The sequence below is a fragment of the Arthrobacter sp. NPDC093125 genome, from assembly GCF_044754225.1.
GTDB lineage: Bacteria > Actinomycetota > Actinomycetes > Actinomycetales > Micrococcaceae > Arthrobacter.
Genome location: NZ_JBIVOQ010000003.1, coordinates 253,667 through 269,705 on the forward strand (window position 1 = coordinate 253,667; position 16,039 = coordinate 269,705).

The 16,039-nt window shown below is 65.7% G+C and carries 17 protein-coding genes and 3 pseudogenes; 10 read left to right on the top strand and 10 right to left on the bottom strand.

Going from position 1 to position 16,039, the window contains the following annotated elements:
- Positions 1 to 104: 104 nt before the first annotated feature.
- The 5 genes from ACIP9X_RS08440 to ACIP9X_RS08460 all read right to left on the bottom strand — a co-directional run bounded on the left by ACIP9X_RS08440 (position 105) and on the right by ACIP9X_RS08460 (position 3,928).
- Entirely contained in the window at positions 105 to 1,505 is a 1,401-nt protein-coding gene (locus tag ACIP9X_RS08440) for a rhodanese-like domain-containing protein (RefSeq protein WP_400479269.1), read from the bottom strand.
- A 194-nt stretch (positions 1,506 to 1,699) separates the two neighbouring features.
- A complete protein-coding gene (locus ACIP9X_RS08445; RefSeq protein ID WP_400479270.1) occupies positions 1,700 to 1,996 on the bottom strand; it encodes a rhodanese-like domain-containing protein in 297 nt (98 codons plus the stop codon).
- A gap of 47 nt (positions 1,997 to 2,043) precedes the next feature.
- Complete coding sequence (locus ACIP9X_RS08450; protein WP_400479271.1) at positions 2,044 to 2,385, bottom strand: rhodanese-like domain-containing protein; 342 nt, start codon at positions 2,383 to 2,385, stop codon at positions 2,044 to 2,046.
- Between the two features lie 26 nt (positions 2,386 to 2,411).
- Positions 2,412 to 3,308, bottom strand: coding sequence for a sulfite exporter TauE/SafE family protein (locus ACIP9X_RS08455; protein ID WP_400479272.1), 897 nt, complete (start codon positions 3,306 to 3,308; stop codon positions 2,412 to 2,414).
- Positions 3,308 to 3,928 carry a rhodanese-like domain-containing protein gene (locus ACIP9X_RS08460; RefSeq protein ID WP_400479273.1) on the bottom strand — a complete coding sequence of 207 codons (621 nt, stop codon included), beginning with the start codon at positions 3,926 to 3,928 and terminating at the stop codon, positions 3,308 to 3,310. Before ACIP9X_RS08460 ends, ACIP9X_RS08455 begins: the two co-directional genes overlap by 1 nt.
- 124 nt (positions 3,929 to 4,052) lie before the next feature.
- On the opposite strand from ACIP9X_RS08460, the gene ACIP9X_RS08465 reads away from it, so the two are divergent.
- From ACIP9X_RS08465 to ACIP9X_RS08505, 9 genes are all read left to right on the top strand, one after another.
- Positions 4,053 to 4,310 (top strand): metal-sensitive transcriptional regulator, encoded by a 258-nt coding sequence (locus ACIP9X_RS08465; protein ID WP_011777016.1) that lies wholly within the window; start codon positions 4,053 to 4,055, stop codon positions 4,308 to 4,310.
- 33 nt (positions 4,311 to 4,343) lie between these two features.
- Entirely contained in the window at positions 4,344 to 4,760 is a 417-nt protein-coding gene (locus tag ACIP9X_RS08470) for a DUF302 domain-containing protein (RefSeq protein WP_400479274.1), read from the top strand.
- Between the two features lie 244 nt (positions 4,761 to 5,004).
- Positions 5,005 to 5,820 (top strand): alpha/beta fold hydrolase, encoded by an 816-nt coding sequence (locus ACIP9X_RS08475; protein ID WP_400479275.1) that lies wholly within the window; start codon positions 5,005 to 5,007, stop codon positions 5,818 to 5,820.
- 125 nt (positions 5,821 to 5,945) lie between these two features.
- Complete coding sequence (gene paaA, locus ACIP9X_RS08480; RefSeq protein WP_400479276.1) at positions 5,946 to 6,974, top strand: 1,2-phenylacetyl-CoA epoxidase subunit PaaA; 1,029 nt, start codon at positions 5,946 to 5,948, stop codon at positions 6,972 to 6,974.
- A gap of 161 nt (positions 6,975 to 7,135) precedes the next feature.
- Entirely contained in the window at positions 7,136 to 7,507 is a 372-nt protein-coding gene (gene paaB / locus ACIP9X_RS08485) for a 1,2-phenylacetyl-CoA epoxidase subunit PaaB (protein WP_400479498.1), read from the top strand.
- The gene (gene paaC / locus ACIP9X_RS08490; protein ID WP_400479277.1) at positions 7,504 to 8,415 is read left to right on the top strand and encodes a 1,2-phenylacetyl-CoA epoxidase subunit PaaC; all 912 of its coding nucleotides are present in this window, start codon (positions 7,504 to 7,506) and stop codon (positions 8,413 to 8,415) included. The genes paaB and paaC overlap by 4 nt, the downstream gene beginning before the upstream one ends.
- A gap of 11 nt (positions 8,416 to 8,426) precedes the next feature.
- On the top strand, positions 8,427 to 8,963 hold the full coding sequence (gene paaD / locus ACIP9X_RS08495) for a 1,2-phenylacetyl-CoA epoxidase subunit PaaD (protein WP_400479499.1): 537 nt from the start codon (positions 8,427 to 8,429) through the stop codon (positions 8,961 to 8,963).
- A gap of 10 nt (positions 8,964 to 8,973) precedes the next feature.
- Positions 8,974 to 10,212: a 1,2-phenylacetyl-CoA epoxidase subunit PaaE gene (gene paaE / locus ACIP9X_RS08500; RefSeq protein WP_400479278.1), complete on the top strand. Its 1,239-nt coding sequence runs from the start codon at positions 8,974 to 8,976 to the stop codon at positions 10,210 to 10,212.
- Positions 10,213 to 10,257: 45 nt separating this feature from the next.
- A complete protein-coding gene (locus tag ACIP9X_RS08505; protein WP_400479279.1) occupies positions 10,258 to 11,037 on the top strand; it encodes an enoyl-CoA hydratase/isomerase family protein in 780 nt (259 codons plus the stop codon).
- Between the two features lie 22 nt (positions 11,038 to 11,059).
- On the opposite strand, the gene ACIP9X_RS08510 is transcribed toward ACIP9X_RS08505, so the two are convergent.
- Positions 11,060 to 11,518 (bottom strand): VanZ family protein, encoded by a 459-nt coding sequence (locus ACIP9X_RS08510; RefSeq protein ID WP_400479280.1) that lies wholly within the window; start codon positions 11,516 to 11,518, stop codon positions 11,060 to 11,062.
- Positions 11,519 to 11,605: 87 nt separating this feature from the next.
- Between ACIP9X_RS08510 and galU the strand changes: the two genes are divergently transcribed.
- Complete coding sequence (galU, locus tag ACIP9X_RS08515) at positions 11,606 to 12,496, top strand: UTP--glucose-1-phosphate uridylyltransferase GalU (RefSeq protein ID WP_400479281.1); 891 nt, start codon at positions 11,606 to 11,608, stop codon at positions 12,494 to 12,496.
- Positions 12,497 to 12,676: 180 nt separating this feature from the next.
- On the opposite strand, the pseudogene ACIP9X_RS08520 reads toward galU, so the two are convergent.
- The 4 genes and pseudogenes from ACIP9X_RS08520 to ACIP9X_RS08535 all read right to left on the bottom strand — a co-directional run.
- A pseudogene (locus ACIP9X_RS08520) lies at positions 12,677 to 13,550 on the bottom strand (transposase); the annotation flags it as partial.
- A 184-nt stretch (positions 13,551 to 13,734) separates the two neighbouring features.
- A pseudogene (locus tag ACIP9X_RS08525) lies at positions 13,735 to 14,616 on the bottom strand (ISL3 family transposase).
- A 232-nt stretch (positions 14,617 to 14,848) separates the two neighbouring features.
- Positions 14,849 to 15,142, bottom strand: a pseudogene (locus ACIP9X_RS08530) (hypothetical protein); the annotation flags it as partial.
- Between the two features lie 158 nt (positions 15,143 to 15,300).
- Positions 15,301 to 15,924 carry an LPXTG cell wall anchor domain-containing protein gene (locus ACIP9X_RS08535; RefSeq protein WP_400479282.1) on the bottom strand — a complete coding sequence of 208 codons (624 nt, stop codon included), beginning with the start codon at positions 15,922 to 15,924 and terminating at the stop codon, positions 15,301 to 15,303.
- Positions 15,925 to 16,039: the final 115 nt, after the last annotated feature.

Sequence of the window (16,039 nt, forward strand, 5' to 3'; positions counted from 1 at the left end):
GGGGGATATGAAGGTGGCCCGGGCGCGTTGGGGGGAACGCGCCCGGGCCGGAGCCCGGGCAGGAGGGGGGTCCTGCCCGGGAGGTATGGGGTAGTGCGCCTTGGTTAGGCCGCGGGGACGCCGGTGTGCCAGGCGTTCCAAGCGGCGTAGCTGCCGTCGAGTTCGACGACGTCATATCCGGCCCGGCGCAGGGCGCTGGCGGCCACGGAGTTCCGGACGCCGGACTGGCAGTACGTCACGATCTTCCCTTCGCCCGGGAGCTTGTCCAGGTGCCACATCACGCGACCGCCGCTGAGCTGGTACGACCCGGGGATGTTGCCCGCAGTGTGCTCGCTGCGGTTGCGGACATCCACAACCATGGCCGCGTCGAAGTCCTTGAGTTCCTCGGGCTGGATCAGCTTGGGCGTGAACGTGGGGAGCCCGTCGATGCTGCTGACATAGCCGGCCACGTTGTCGATGCCGACGCGGACCAGGTGGTCCCACATGTCCATGGCCTGTTCCTGATCCTTCGCCAGGAGGACCAGCGGGTTCTTGTCCGTCTCGGGGTTCACTACCCAGGCGCCGTAGCTGGCCACGGACTTGCCGGCCGGTACGTTCAGGGAGCGGGTTACCGTGCCCTCGTGGACTTCGCTGTTGGAGCGGGTGTCGATGAAGGTCAGGGTGTCCTCGGCCAGACCTGCAGCAACAATGCCGGTTGCCAGTTCGGGAAGCTGGGTGCGCTCACCCATTACGGCAGGTCCTTCACGGTTTTCCCGCTTCATGCGGCCGAAGTAGGCGTGGGCGTCAGGCTGGCCGTCCAGGAGCTCATCGATGAAGCCCTGTTCGTCGTTGGCGGCGAGGTAGGGGCCCCACCAGGCGTAAAGGCGTTCGTAGCCCACCGTGGAGGAGGGGATGGCGCCGAGGGCCTTGCCGCAGGCGCTGCCGGCGCCGTGGGCGGGGTGGACCTGGACGTAGTCGGGAAGGGTGAGGAACTTGTCCCGCAGGCTGGCGAAGAGCTGCTTGGCGCCCTCGAAGCGGGTGTCGACACCACCGGCTGCCTCATCCAAAAGGTCCGGCCGCCCCAGGTCTCCGGAGAAGACGAAGTCACCGGAGAGCAGGTAGCCGGGCTGGTCGCTGAACGCACCGTCAGTGACCAGGAAGGACAGGTGCTCGGGGGTGTGGCCCGGGGTGTGGACGGCCTGGATGCTGATGTTCCCGATGGTGATCTTGTCACCGTCGTAGAGGCGTTCGCCGTCGAATTCGTACTGCCAGTCCGGCCCGCCCTCGCCGGAGACGTAGATCTTCGCGCCGGTGGCGGCAGCCAGTTCGCGGGTGCCGGAGAGGTAGTCGGCGTGGAGGTGAGTTTCGGTTACGGCCACGATCTTCATGCCGTTCTTCTCAGCGAGCTCCTTGTAGACGGCGATGTCGCGGCGTCCGTCAACAACAACGGCCGTGCCGTTGGTCTGGCAGCCGATCAGGTAGCTGGCCTGGGCGAGGTCTTCATCGTAAATGCGCTCGATAAGCATGTAGTGCTCTCCTTCAGTAAGGGGTGGAGGGTGGTTTTGTCGTTCTCTCTGATTCCAACGTAAATACCCCGTGGGGTATTCCTGAGTGCTGGATGTGCCAGCTGATTTTGCTGTGGGCGTTAGGGCTGGTGCGGTGTAGCGTCGGGGCGGAGTTTGTTCTTGTCCAGGTTCTTCACGGCCTGGGTCCTGCGAGGTCAGGTGGTGGGAAGTCCGGCGCGGGTCCAGGCGGTCATGCCGCCGGCCATGGTGTCAGCTGTGAAGCCGGCTCCGTTGAGGGCGTCGGCCACGCGGGCTGAACGGTTGCCGCTGCGGCAGACCGCAATGATGGGGACGGCAGGGTCCAGTTCGGACAGGCGTGCCTGCAGCTGGCCCATGGGGATATGCAGGGCGCCGGGGATCATGCCGTCCTCGACCTCGAAGTCCTCGCGGACATCGAGGATGCGGGCAGTGGAGCGCCGCTGCTCGGCTTCAGCGACGGTGATTTCGGCCATGGGAGTTCTCCTTTGAAGTGGTTTTCGGCTCGTGGTGACGGTGTTGCTTAGCGGACGGGTTCGCCGGCCTGGCGCCAGGCGCCCATGCCGCCGCGCATCGAGTAGGCGTCGTAGCCCTGGGAGGCGAGGAGCCGGGCTGCCGAGGCTGAGCGTACGCCGGAGGCGCAGACCGCAATCACCGGCCGGGTCTTGTTGATTCCCGCGGTGTTGGTCTGCCGCCGGTCCAGCGGGATGTGCTTTGCCTGGGGTGCCCGGCCTGTCCGCCATTCCTGGGCGGAACGGACATCGATCAGCGCAGCACCTGAAGACAGGAGGTCCTTGACCTCAGCTACTGAGATGGGTTTGTAGGGCTTGCTGAAGGCTTTCTTCAGGGAGCTGATGAGGCCCATGGTGTTCTCCTTGGTCGGTGCCAGGTTCAGGCGGGTGAGGGGATGTTACTGCGGCGGCCGCTGCGGTTGCGCAGGGGGCAGGAGCTGATGAACAACCAGCAGATGCCGGCGGTGGCGGCCGTAAGGGCCGCGACTCCGGCGATGATGAGCCACCGCATGTCGGCCGGGGCCTGCTGGATGAGGACAAAGGTTCCCATGGCTAGGACAAACCAGCCGAATGTCTTGCGCAGCGCAGCTTCCGGGATCCGTCCGGCGAGCTTGGAACCGATCAGCGATCCGACGATCGCTGCGGCGGTCACGCCGAGGGTGATGCCCCAGTCGAGCTGGACGGTGGTGAGGTAACCGGCGAGGCCTGCGAAGGACTTCATGGCGATGACCACCAGGGAGGTGCCCACGGCGACGGACATCGGCAGGCCGCCCAGCAGTGCCAGGGCCGGGACCACGAGGAATCCGCCGCCGGCACCGACCAGGCCGGTGATGAGTCCGACGACAGCCCCGTCCAGCAGCACCCTGCCAAGCGGCAGCTCATGCTTGACCGGCGCTGCCCCGTCCTCCTTTTTCTTTCGGCCGCGGAGCATGGCCACGGAGGTGGCCACCATCATGACCGCGAAGGCGATGAGCAGGATCTGGCCGGGGATGTGCCCGCCCAGCAGGCCGCCGACGAACGCGCCGGCCATGCCGGCCGCTCCGAAGATCAGGCCGGTCCGCCACATCACCCTGCCTCCGCGGGCGTGGCTGAACACGCTGACAGCGGAGGTGACGCCGACGACGAACAGGGAGGTTGCGATGGCTTCCTTGGCTTCGAATCCGGCCACGTAGACCAGGATCGGCACGGTCAGGATGGACCCGCCGCCGCCCAGGACGCCGAGCGAGAGTCCGATGACCACCGATAGGGCAAGCACCAGGAGCAGGCTGATGGTCACTAGGCTGCGGCTTCCGTGGTCTGGTTGTTGGCAACAGGCAGGGCAAGGATGGCGCTTTCGCGGGTGGGCTCCTTGGCGGCCCTGTTCCACGGCATTGCCGAGATAGCCTTGCCCATCGCACAGGTATTGGTCGCAGCTGAGAACGTCAGGCCGGTGCCGATCACCCCGGCAAGCGTCCGGATCTTTGGGGAAACGAACTTACCGCCGGCCAGGCCCAGCACCACCAGGGAACCGGCCACCAGGCGGACCTGCCGTTCAAGGTCCCAGCGGTCCTTGCCCTTGACCACGTCGCCGCCGGCGGCAGCGAACCCGGGTGCCCCGCCGGTCAGGACGTAGGCGGTCTCGATCCCGGCCTTGGCAAGGCGCTGACGGGCCTGTTCGGCGCGCACGCCGGACTGGCAGACCAGGACCACGCGGGAACCCAGCCGGGCAGCGAGTTCATCGGTGTGCTCGGACAGCAGCGGCAGGGGCACGTTGTAGGAGCCGCGGATATGCATGGACTCAAATTCGGCGGCGGAGCGGACATCGATCACCACAAGATCCTGGTGCTCTTTGACCCAGGACTGAAGAGTTTCGGGGGCGAGTGCGGTCACGGCTGATGCTGTGGAAGGGGAAGTCATGTGCTGGCCTCTCAAAAGGTGGTCAGGTGGATACCCCACCGAGTATTGCAGATACCCCCGGGGGTAGTCAATACACCCCAGGGGGTATACAATGGGTGTAGGCCCCCGACATTTGGAGAAACCCGTGGAACTCAATCCCTCAGAACTCACCCCTGTCATCAACCGCCTCAAGCGCGCCCAGGGCCAGTTGGCTGCTGTCACCCGCATGCTCGAAGAAGGCCGGGACTGCAAGGACGTCGTCACCCAACTCGCCGCCGTATCCAAGGCACTGGACCGGGCCGGGTTCGCCATCATCGCCACGGGCCTGGAGCAGTGCATCGTCCAGAAGGACGCAACTATGGATAAAAAAGACCTCGAAAAGCTTTTCCTCTCCCTAGCCTGACCGGACCGAGTTTCGAGCTACCGAAGGAGAACCATGACGTACACCCTCACCACCGCCGTCGGCCTTCCATGGGCTGAAGCCTTGGAGCGCACCCGCGACGCCCTGTCAGCACAAGGATTCGGAATCCTTACCGAGATCAACGTCCGCTCCACCTTCGAAGCCAAGCTTGGCGTTGAAGCCGCTGACGCCGTCGGTGACTACGTCATCCTTGGCGCCTGCAACCCCGCCCTGGCCAGCCGTGCCCTCGCCGCCGAACCGGAAATCGGCGCACTCCTGCCCTGCAACGTCGTCGTGCGCCGCGGCAGAGACGCGGAAGCGACCACTATCGAAGCCATCGACCCCCAGACCATGGTCCAGCTCAGCGATGCCCCATCGGTCAAAGAAGTGGCCGACGACGCCGGCACCCGCCTCCGGAAGGCCCTCGCCGACCTGGGCGAAGCCGTCAGGTAAAAAAGCTTTTCCTCTCCCTCGCCTGACAAGCAGGGATGCACAGACCCCGTGCCGGGGGAGTGGCCCCCCAAGCTGCCCCCGGCACGGCCACGCACTGAACCGGACCGGGGCAGGCCACCGCCCCGGTTCGGATCGTGGCCAGAGGATGGTGCTTAAAAGCAGGATGATCCGTCCGGTCGTTGGGCCTTCGCCGCACCGGTCGGGTGCATTGTCTTGATACCGTGGTCGATCCTAGGCTGAAGCCATGCCCATGTTGGCGGTGAACGGGGTTGAGCTCTACTACGAAGTCCACGGCAGCGGTCCGCCCGTGCTGGGGATTCACGGCACGCCCAGCTCGGCGCTGCTGTGGGAGGACGCTGCGGAAGTGCTCGGCCGGCGCAGCAGGTGCATCATTTATGACCGCCGGGGCTTTTACCGAAGCGAACGGCCCGAACCGTTCGAAGCCGTCAACCTCGCCGATCACGTCGAGGACGCGGCCGCGCTGCTGGAGGCTCTGTCCGCGGCCCCGGCTGTGGTGATCGGACGCAGTACCGGTGGAGAGATCGCCCTGGAGCTGGCGCGCCGCCACCCAGGGAAGGTTGCCGCGTTGGTGCTGTTGGAGCCGGCCCTGTTCACTTTGGACCCCCAGGCTGCGGCGTGGGCACAGCAGCTGCGCCAGACAGTGCTCGCCGTGGCAGAAAGAAGCCCTTCGACGGCTTCCGAGACCGTGCTCAGGGCGGCGCTGGGCCACGAGGCATGGGTGGCGCTTTCCGGCCATCTGCGCCAGCACTTCACGGACGCGAGCCCGGCCGTGCTGGCCGAAATCAGGGGCCGTGGCCTGGACCTCAGTGGGGCGCCATTGGAGCTCAGCAAGGCGGAAGCCGCTGACATACGCCAACCGGCCCTGATCGTTTCCGCGGAAGACTCCCCGGAAGCCCTGCACGCCGTTAACCGGCGCTTGGCCGAGCTGCTGCCCAACTCGGAATCGGCCCTCGTGGCGGGCGGACACCTCATCGACCCAGCCGGACCCGCCGTACTGGACTTCCTCCACCGGCATTTGCCGCCCTTGGCCCCGCCCTAGGGCTGACCCGGCCACGAGTTGGTTCTCCTCTCTCACTGCTTGACGCCCTTCCTCGCTTCCGCATATCCTGAACGAACGGTCGGTAAATAATTTCCGAGTACGGACGTGAATGCATAGGAGCAACCATGGCAGCGCAGAATCTGCAGTCAGTGCCTGACCAGTCGGCAGCCCAGGGGACGGGCGAAACTGACGAACAGGCACGGCTCGAGGCCGAAGGCCAGGCGTACTTTGACCGCGTAATGGCCGAGGACTCCCGGATCGAGCCGCGTGACTGGATGCCCGCCGCGTACCGCAAGACGCTGCTGCGCCAGATCTCGCAGCACGCGCACTCGGAGATCATCGGCATGCAGCCGGAAGCCAACTGGATCTCCCGCGCCCCAAGCCTGAAGCGCAAGGCCATCCTCATGGCCAAGGTGCAGGACGAGGCCGGCCACGGGCTCTACCTCTACTCCGCCGCCGAGACGCTGGGCCAGTCCCGCGACAAGATGATGGACGACCTCATCGCCGGCAAGGCCCGCTACTCCTCGATCTTCAACTACCCGGCCCTGACCTGGGCTGACATGGGCGCGATCGGCTGGCTCGTTGACGGCGCCGCCATCTGCAACCAGGTGCCGCTGTGCCGCGCGTCGTACGGTCCGTACGGCCGGGCCATGGTCCGCATCTGCAAGGAAGAGTCCTTCCACCAGCGCCAGGGCTTCGAGATCCTGCTGGAACTCTCCAACGGCACCCCCGAGCAGAAGCAGATGGCGCAGGACGCCGTAAACCGCTGGTACGCTCCGGCTCTGATGATGTTCGGCCCGCCGGACGACGATTCCCCCAACTCCAAGCAGTCCATGGCCTGGAACATCAAGCGCTTCAGCAACGACGAGCTGCGCAGCCGCTTCGTCGGCATGATGGTGGAGCAGGTCAGGGTCCTGGGACTCACCCTCCCGGACAGCGAAGTCCGCTTCAACGCCGAGACCAAGAAGTGGGAGCACGGCCCGCTGGACTGGGAAGAGTTCAAGGAAGTCCTCGCCGGCCGCGGTCCCTGCAACGCCCAGCGGCTTGAGCGCCGCCGGGAGGCACACGACGACGGCGCCTGGGTCCGTGAGGCAGCCGCAGCTTATGCGGCAAAACAGGCACGTAAAAACGCACAGAAGGAATTTGCAGCATGAGCCCTCACGGCAACCCGGAGTTCCCGGGCGAACGTCCTGTGACCGAGAAGAGCCCGGTGGCCCCGGTCACTGAACCCGAGAAGACCGCGAGCCCGGACCCTTCGGCTTCGACAAGCTCAACCAACGGCTCGGGCTCCACTAACGGTGAGGAAATCTCCGTCCTGACGAGCTCGGCCGCGGAGGTTCCGGTTTCGGCCAGCTCAACCAGCGGTTACCCGGTCTCGGCGGTTTCGGCCAGCTCAACCAGCGACCGCAGCGTTTGGCCGCTGTGGGAGGTCTTCGTCCGGTCCAGCCGCGGCCTCTCCCACGTCCACGCCGGCAGCCTGCACGCACCGGATGCCGCCATGGCCCTGCGCAATGCCCGCGACCTCTACACCCGCCGCAACGAGGGCGTGTCCATTTGGGTGGTCCCGGCCGATGCCATCGCCGCCAGCGACCCCGACGCCAAAGGCTCGTTCTTCGAGTCCCCGCAGGGCAAGGATTACCGCCATGCCACCTACTACACCAAGAGCGAAGGAGTGAAACACCTGTGACGACTCCCGAGCAGACAGAAACCCACACCGAAGGCCACGGCGACATCTCGGTCGGCGTCGCCGGCAGCGGCGACTCGTCAGCCAGTGCCACCCGCATCACCCCGGGGAACGCGCTCCGCCCGGAGGACATTGCCCTTGAGGTCCGCACGGGCCTGGCCAAGCCCACCGAGGACGTGGCCGAATACGCGCTGCGCCTTGGTGACGACGCCCTGATCCTCGCGCAGCGCTTGGGCCACTGGATTTCCCGGGCACCTGAGCTGGAGGAGGACGTGGCCCTCGGCAACATCGCCCTGGACCAGCTGGGCCACGCCCGCTCCTTCCTCAGCTACGCCGGCGGTGCATGGGACAAGTCAGAGGACGACCTCGCCTACTTCCGCCGTGAGCACGAGTTCCGCTCCGCGCACCTGTTCGAGCAGCCCAACGGCGACTTCGCCGTCACCATCGCTCGCCAGTTCGTGGTGAGTTACTACCAGTTCGAGCTGTACCGCAGGCTGACCCAGTCAACCGATGCCACGATCGCCGCGATCTCCGCCAAGGCCGTGAAGGAAGTGGACTACCACCGCGACCACAGCGCCCAGTGGATCTTGCGCCTGGGCCAGGGCACCGAGGAGTCCCGCCGCCGGATCATCCACGCATTGCGTCTCATCTGGCCCTACGTCGAGGAGCTCTTCACGGATGACGAGCTGACCACCCGCCTGACTGCAGCCGGTGCCGCCGTCGAGCCTTCCAGCCTGCGCGCCGACTTTGACCGCCTCACAGGTGAGATCCTCACAGAGGCGGAGCTCGAGGTGCCCGACGTCCCGGCAGCGCCGGGCGGGGGCCGCCGCGGCAAGCACTCCGAGCACCTGGGCTACATCCTCGCCGAAATGCAGGTGCTGGCCCGCGAGCATCCCGGCGCAAGCTGGTGAGTCCCGTGCCCATGTACGTGTCGGACTTCGAGACCAAGACCGGGGTCACCGCGGAGCAGAAGGCCTGGGACATCGCCGCCACGGTCTGCGACCCGGAGATCCCTGTCCTCACCATCGAGGACCTGGGCATCCTGCGAGGAGTGCAGCTGTTCGACGACGGCGGGCTGGTGCCCGCTGTGCAGGTCACCATCACGCCCACGTACTCGGGCTGCCCCGCGATGGACGCCATCCGCGACGACCTCAAGGCCGCGTTCCGCAAGGAGGGCTACCCGAGCGTGCACGTGGACCTGGTGCTGAGCCCGGCGTGGACCACGGACTGGATGACCGAGTCCGGCAAGGCCAAGCTGCAGGAGTACGGCATCGCCCCTCCCACGGGCAAAGCAGGCCTGGGCCACAACGGTCCGGTGCGGCTGAGCCTGGCCGTGAAGTGCCCGCAGTGCTCGTCGCTGAACACCAAGGAACTCACCCGCTTTGGTTCCACCTCCTGCAAGGCGCTGTACGTGTGCCAGGACTGCAAGGAACCGTTCGACTACTTCAAAGTCCTGTAAGGAATCTGCCATGCCCGTTGTCCGCCAGACTGCCGCCGAAACAGCGGAAGCCACCGGCCGCCGTCGTCCGTCCTTCCACACCCTCACCGTCGCGGAGGTGCGCCGGCTCACCGAGGACGCCATCGAGGTGACCTTCGCGGTGCCGGCCGAACTGGCCGGCCACTTCGACTACCTGCCGGGCCAGTACGTGGCCCTGCGCACCACGCTGCCGGATGAGACCGGCGAGCCGAAGGAGATCCGCCGCAGCTACTCCATCTGCGCCGAACCGCGCAGCTTCCAGGACGGCAGCAGCGAGATCCGCGTGGCCATCAAGAAGGACCTGGGCGGGCTGTTCTCCACGTGGGCGAACGCCGAGCTGAAGGCCGGGGACACCCTGGAGGTCATGAGCCCCATGGGAGCCTTCGTCTCCAAGCACGGCCGGGACGGGCAGGCCGTGGAGCAAAATGTGATGAGCTCCATGAACCGTCCCCAGGAAATGGCAGGCGACCTGGCGGGGGAGCCGGGGAACTTCGTCGCCATCGCTGCGGGGTCGGGCATCACCCCGGTGATTGCGATCGCCCGCACGCTGCTGGCCGCGAACCCGGACACCCGGTTTGACCTGATCTATGCCAACAAGGCGGCCATGGACGTGATGTTCCTGGAGGAGCTCGCGGACCTGAAGGACAAGTACCCGCAGCGCCTGGCGCTGCACCACGTGCTGTCCCGCGAGCAGCGGATCGCGCCGCTGCTGAGCGGGCGGATCGACGCCGAGAAGCTGCAGAAGCTGCTGGGCACCGCCATCCACGCGGACGACGTGGACGAGTGGTTCCTGTGCGGGCCGTTCGAGCTGGTGCAGCTGTGCCGGGACCACCTGGCCGAGCGCGGCGTGAAGGCCGAGCACATCCGCTTCGAGCTGTTCACCTCCGGCAAGCCGGACCGCCCCGAGGGCAACGCCGGCCGTCCCGTCGTGGAGGACGAATCCAAGGAGACGTACAAGATCACGTTCAAGCTGGACGGCCTGCAGGGCGACATCACCAGCCCCACGCACGCCCGCGAGTCCATCCTCAACGCCGCGCTGCGGGTCCGCCCGGACGTGCCGTTCGCGTGCGCCGGGGGAGTGTGCGGCACCTGCCGCGCCAAGGTGGTCACCGGTACCGTGACCATGGACGAAAACTACGCGCTGGAGCAGGATGAACTGGACAAGGGCTACGTCCTGACCTGCCAGTCCCACCCCACGAGCAAGGAAGTCACCGTCGACTTCGACGTCTAAGCCCTTCCCGGTCTCACCCGCTTTCCCGGTTCCAAAGGAGCAGCCATGATTTCCCTTTCCATCGCCGACGGCGTCGCCGAAGTCGTCCTGAACGCCCCGCACAAGCTGAACTCGCTGGACGAGGAGGCGCTGGCGGATCTGTCCCAGGCGTACGACGACGCTGCTGCCGCCGCCGCGCGCGGTGAGGTGCGGGCCCTGCTGCTCAGGGGAGAGGGCCGCGCCTTCTGCGCGGGCCGGGACATCGCGGGCGTGACGCCGGAGAGCGACGACGCCGAGGCGTACCTGGGCGGCCTGGTTCAGCCGCTGCTGCAGAAGATGGCCGCCTTCCCGGCGCCGACGTTCGCCGCAGCGCAGGGTGCCTGCCTGGGTGTAGGGCTGGGTCTGCTGCTGGCCACGGACGTGGTGTACGTGGCGGAGAATGCAAAGTTCGGGTCCCCGTTCGCCAAGCTCGGCGCGACGCTGGATTCAGGCGGGCACTGGTACTTCACAGAGCGGCTGGGCATGCACCGGACGCTGGACCTGATCTACACCGCCGAGCTGATGTCCGGCGCTGAAGCCGTCGCGCAGGGGATGTTCAGCCGGGCAATGCCGGCGGGGGAGCTGCTGGAGTCGACGCGTGCAATCGTTTCCCGCGTTGCGACCGGCGCTACGGGTGCCTTCAAGGCGAGCAAGGAACTGGTGGCGCACATCCGCGACCAGCGACTGGGCCTGTGGGCCTCCATGCAGGAGGAGAACGCCGAGCAGGCGCGGCTGTGCAAGAGCGACGACTATGCCGAGGGCTTCCGTGCGTTCCAGGAGAAGCGCGAGCCCAGCTTCAAGGGCTGACTGAGCCTGCCGAGTCAGGAAACTACCGCCGCTTAGCCCTGTCCAAGCCACCCTCCCGGACCCATTCCTCCACCGCGCCCAACGCCCAGAGCCCCAGCATTGCACCGGCTGTGTTGGCCACGATGTCCATGGCGCTGGGGAAGCGGTCGTGTAGAAACAGCTTCTGCCCCAACTCCATGCCGCAGGAGGCCAGGAAAGCGGCCAGCACGAACCGTCCCCGGTGAAACACGGGGAATGCCAGCGCTGCGAGGATGCCGATGGGGGCAAACAGCAGGATGTTGGAGGCGAACTCCACGAAGCTGTAGTTGATCAGGTCGGGAAGCCCGGCGCGGTGGAGGGCGAACAGCGCGGTCTGGAGGCGACCTGCCGCGGGCCGGTCAACGGGCGTCGGCCAGAATGCCACGAAGGCCAGCGCGGCAAGGTAGAGGGCCAGCAGCAACCGCGCAGGTGCTGCTGTGCCGTTCCGCCCCCATTTGCCCATGCAATGACGCTACGCGAGTTACGCGATGACTCCGAAATCTGGCCGACAAAATTTCGCATTCTGCAAGTCAATTTGTAAGGTTCGATCATGACATTGGGGAAATCAGTTCGTAAAGCAGTTATTCCGGCCGCTGGACTGGGCACGCGCTTCCTGCCTGCCACCAAGGCGATGCCGAAGGAGATGCTGCCGGTAGTAGATGAGCCGGCTATCCAGTACGTAGTTGAGGAAGCTGTAGACGCTGGCCTCAGCGACATCTTGATGATCACTGGCCGTAACAAACGAGCCTTGGAGGATCACTTTGACCGTGCTCCCGCCCTTGAGCGGACGTTGGAACTCAAGGGCGACCAGGCCCGGTTGGACGCCGTCCAGCACGCGTCCGGCCTTGGACCCATTCACTATGTCCGTCAGGGCGAGCCCAAAGGCCTCGGACATGCAGTCCTCTGCGGCCGCCAGCATGTCGGCGACGAGCCCTTCGCCGTCCTGCTGGGTGATGACCTCATTGATGAGCGGGATGAGCTTCTGACGACAATGATCGAGGTGCAGGCGAAGACCGGCGGATCGGTGATCGCGCTGATCGAAGTGGAGCCGTCGCAAATCAGCGCCTACGGCTGCGCCGACATCTCGGCTGTTGCTGGCGGAGACTACGTCCGCGTCAACAGCCTGGTGGAGAAGCCTTCTGCAGAAGAGGCGCCGTCCAACCTTGCCGTCATCGGCCGCTACGTCCTGCACCCGGCCGTATTCGACGTTCTGGAGGATACGGAACCGGGCCGCGGTGGCGAGATCCAGCTGACCGATGCTCTGCAGACGCTGGCGGCAGCGGAAGGGGAGGGGTCTGGTGTGTACGGCGTAGTCTTTCGCGGCCGCCGCTACGATACGGGCGACAAGCTCAGCTACCTGAAGGCCGTGATCACGCTGGCGTCAGAACGTCCTGAGTTCGGTGAGGACCTGAAGGCATGGATGAAGGAATTCAACGGCTAGCCCCGATTTTTCATCGGTTGTCTGAGGTGTCGCCCTAGGCTCGATCTTGGTCGGCTTGTTTAGCCGGGTTGGTCGGGGGCGTGCGGGATGGCCCGTTGTCGCCCGGGATGGGCGCCGGTTCCACGGCCGGTGTGATGTTGCGTGGTTCTGTTCGTCGGGTCAGGGCCTGGCGGCTGGTTCTCAGGTGGGGACCAGCCATGGGCGTCGCAACTGTGTGATTGCGTCCAGGATCAGGGCGATGAGTGCCCTCTCGGGTGCTTTTTCGGGAAGCAGCATGTGCTTGCGCCGGGTGATGATTTTGCCGGCGGTGGCGAAGAACCGATAGCGCCAGGCTTTGATGTCCCAGTTCTTGGCGCGGTGGCCGTCCGGGAGTGCGGTGAGCTGCAGCCAGGAGACGAGGTTGCCTGCCAGGGAGGCGATGTTGGCCCAGGCTTGGTTCGCTGCGAAGTTGAAGAACGGGAGTTTGCCCAGGCCGGTGTTTTTCAGGGTTTTGATCCGGTTCTCGCATCGGCCGCGGGCCCGGTGCCGTGCGTCCAGGAACGGGCCGTGCCAGCGCGGTGAGTTGGTCAGGAACGCGGTGATCCGGTGCCCGTCCAGGTCCAGCAGCGTTGGCTGCGCGCCGGGGTGCAGGGGTTCTGCGCGCAGGTAGATGTTCGTCCCGGGCGGGTAGTCCGCCAACGGGATGATGTCGGTGGCGTTGATGACCCACGCATCAGTACGGTCCCGGCCCTGCTGGTCCAAGGCCGGTTGCCAGTTCGTTTTGTCGTTAATCCAGTCGATCACGTGGGCCTTGGCGGCCGGGGCGGGGTAGGAAACGGAGAACTGGGCGTCGGCACCGTGCATGTACCAGAGGAACTTCCGCGAGGCCCCGGCACTGTCGGTGCGGACCAGGATCCTCTTCCCGTCCAGGTGCCCATTCCCGTCGAAGAACCCATCCGGCAGCTGGGCGGTCGCGGTTTCCAAGGCCCGGATATGGTCATCGGCGCTGTTTGCCGGCGTTGCCCGGGCGCAGCAGGACAGCGAGGATTTCCCCGGTGCCGCAGACCGTGCCGTAATGCTCGGCAGAATAACGGTCTCGACAACCACTATTTTCCCAGCTCAGAGTACTCTTCCCCTGTTTAAACACGCACCCAGGAACGCCGCCTCATGAAAAGCCGAGACTAGTAGCGCAGTAAGTTGAGGCGGGCTTCTTCGTGGAGATCACGAAGAGACCCGCCTCGTTTTGCGGCCCTTCGCAATTACGCATGGTTGGTCGGTTTAGTCCGGTAGGGGCGGTGGCCGCCGGCTGCGAGTAGGCATCTGATTCGGTAGTTGGTGAAGTTTCGGAAGCCGCGCGCGATCCTGCGGGTTGTTTCGATGACGCCGTTGATGGCTTCGGTGGGGCCGTTGGAGGCGCCAAAGGTGTCGAAGTAGGCCAGGATCGCGGCCTTTCATTGTTTGAGCGTCCGGCCCAGTCGTGAGAACTCGGGGATCGGGCAGGACGGGAACGAGGCGATCACTTCGTCGACGAGTTCCCTGCCCCGGGCGGGTGTGGCGTGGTAGATGTGGCGGAGCTTCTGGTAGCACTGCCAGGCCAGGGTCACTTCGTGGTCCGGGTCCCCGAGGGTGAGCTTCGCGTCGAGCCGGGCGGCTTGTTTGTCGGTGAGGTGTTCCGCTCCGATCTGCAGGGTACGGCGGATCCCGTAGAGCGGATCGCCCTTGCGGCCGTGGTGCCCGAGGGTGTCCTGCTGGACCCGGCGGCGGACCTCATCGACCATGGCCGAGCCGAGCTTCACGACATGGAAGGCACTCAGGACGGTGATGGCCTCGGGCAGTTCATCGCGGATCGCGTTCGCGTAGCCGCGGAACGGATCCAGCGCCGCCGTTTTGATGCCGGCCGTGAATTCCTCGCCGCGTTCTTTGAGCCAGTCCGCGTAGGCCTTCCCGGACCGACCTGGAACAAGGTCCAGCAACCTGGCTTGCACCACTCCATGGGCGTCGCGGGTGTGGTCCACAATCCCGGTGACCGTACCGGATCCCGGCGGTCCCGTGTGGGACCAGACGTGCTCGTCGACGCCGAGCGCATTCACCCCTGTCAGCCTGCCGACCGCTGCGATTCGGCGGGCGGCCTCTGCCTTCATGGCGTCCCAGGCCGTATGCCAGGAGACGCCGAGCTGACGGGCCAGGGCGGAAACCGAGGTGTCGAAAACGCTGCAGCCCGTCGGTCGCCCACGCCGCGGCACGGGCTGTTAGTTTCGCCCTCGCTCCTGCCAACGGGTGCTCTTCGGTGAACGTGGTTCCGGGGCGGCCGGCGTCCGGGCAGCGCCAGACACGCTTGGCCCAGAGCAGCCGGACCGGCCTGCTGAAACAGGGAATGTCATGCAGCCGGACCTGCCGGCGCCCGTGACCCACCGCAACGACGCCGCAGTCAGGGCAACCGGCAAGATCGTCACCGGTCTCGACGTGCAGAACCAGGCCTGACGGGGTTGCAGTGACGGCACAAACGTGGATGCCCTCGACACCGAGCAGCACATCCGCACGCGTGCACCAGCGGCCATGGGAACAAGACATAGAGTTAGTCATGTCAGGGTCTCTTTGGGATTTGGTTGCTTGGTCGCTACCAATTCGAAGAGGCCCTGACCTCATTCTCACCGCACCACGCCGCATCGGGCACGTCCAGCCGCGGCGGCGCTTCAAACCGCCCTAACCACGCTCATCTGCGAAGAGCCCGTTTTGCCTGTCGAGCTATCCGGGCACACAAAAGCGGGTGTCCTTCCGGCTTCCCGGATAGACACCCGCTTTTAGAAAGCTTGTGTTACTAGCCCTTACGCAGAGGCCTCAGCGTTTGCACGGCGGCGAACTACTACAACCGAAGCAGCGCCGGCGACCAGTGCGCCGCCACCAACCAGCGACCACAGCACGAGGCTGGAGTCGGCACCGGTGTTGGCGAGACCGGCACCCGTGTTGGCCAGGCCAGCACCGGAGTTGCCAGCTGAACCAGGAACAACGGCACCTGCCTGCTCGTTACCGACAACCGTTACCGTCACCGGCGCGCTGGTGACGTCCGATTCAAGGCCTGTGGCGGTAATGGTGTAAACGCCCGGCTCGCTGATGGTCAGCGGCAGGGAAACAGCACCGTTAGCGTCAGCCACTGCGTTGAACTCCTGTGCCACCGCGACGGGTGCAATTCTGACAGGAACGGTACGGCCACCGTTTGCGATGCTTGCTCCAGTGGATGCCGGCCGCGCTCCTGGAGTAACACGGATGATCAGCGGCTCGTTAGGGCTGAAGCCCCGGGCCGAGAAAGTAAAGGCTTCGCCGGGGCCAACAACGCCGTCAGAAACAGCGGCGTTAGCGGGCGGCGCCGGGTAGCGTGCGGCCATTGCCGGTACAGCCCCCGTGAGTGCGATGGTGCCTGCGAGCGCGAGCGCAGCAATAGACTTCTTCATTTATGTCCCCCTGAGACCTTTACACGTGTGTCACATTATTGTGGAGATTCCCCGTCCCCATGTGACCGTGGGGTGAATCTCGTTGTCCTGCCTACCAAAGGTTAGCATCCAAGTG

Excerpts from the sequence above, each read along its gene's own strand:
- ACIP9X_RS08440 (WP_400479269.1), bottom strand. The coding sequence starts at position 1,505 with ATGCTTATCGAGCGCATTTACGATGAAGACCTCGCCCAGGCCAGCTAC.
- ACIP9X_RS08445 (WP_400479270.1), bottom strand. The coding sequence starts at position 1,996 with ATGGCCGAAATCACCGTCGCTGAAGCCGAGCAGCGGCGCTCCACTGCC.
- ACIP9X_RS08450 (WP_400479271.1), bottom strand. The coding sequence starts at position 2,385 with ATGGGCCTCATCAGCTCCCTGAAGAAAGCCTTCAGCAAGCCCTACAAA.
- ACIP9X_RS08460 (WP_400479273.1), bottom strand. The coding sequence starts at position 3,928 with ATGACTTCCCCTTCCACAGCATCAGCCGTGACCGCACTCGCCCCCGAA.
- ACIP9X_RS08470 (WP_400479274.1), top strand. The coding sequence starts at position 4,344 with ATGACGTACACCCTCACCACCGCCGTCGGCCTTCCATGGGCTGAAGCC.
- ACIP9X_RS08475 (WP_400479275.1), top strand. The coding sequence starts at position 5,005 with ATGCCCATGTTGGCGGTGAACGGGGTTGAGCTCTACTACGAAGTCCAC.
- paaA (WP_400479276.1), top strand. The coding sequence starts at position 5,946 with ATGGCAGCGCAGAATCTGCAGTCAGTGCCTGACCAGTCGGCAGCCCAG.
- paaD (WP_400479499.1), top strand. The coding sequence starts at position 8,427 with ATGTACGTGTCGGACTTCGAGACCAAGACCGGGGTCACCGCGGAGCAG.
- paaE (WP_400479278.1), top strand. The coding sequence starts at position 8,974 with ATGCCCGTTGTCCGCCAGACTGCCGCCGAAACAGCGGAAGCCACCGGC.
- ACIP9X_RS08505 (WP_400479279.1), top strand. The coding sequence starts at position 10,258 with ATGATTTCCCTTTCCATCGCCGACGGCGTCGCCGAAGTCGTCCTGAAC.
- ACIP9X_RS08510 (WP_400479280.1), bottom strand. The coding sequence starts at position 11,518 with ATGGGCAAATGGGGGCGGAACGGCACAGCAGCACCTGCGCGGTTGCTG.
- galU (WP_400479281.1), top strand. The coding sequence starts at position 11,606 with ATGACATTGGGGAAATCAGTTCGTAAAGCAGTTATTCCGGCCGCTGGA.
- ACIP9X_RS08535 (WP_400479282.1), bottom strand. The coding sequence starts at position 15,924 with ATGAAGAAGTCTATTGCTGCGCTCGCGCTCGCAGGCACCATCGCACTC.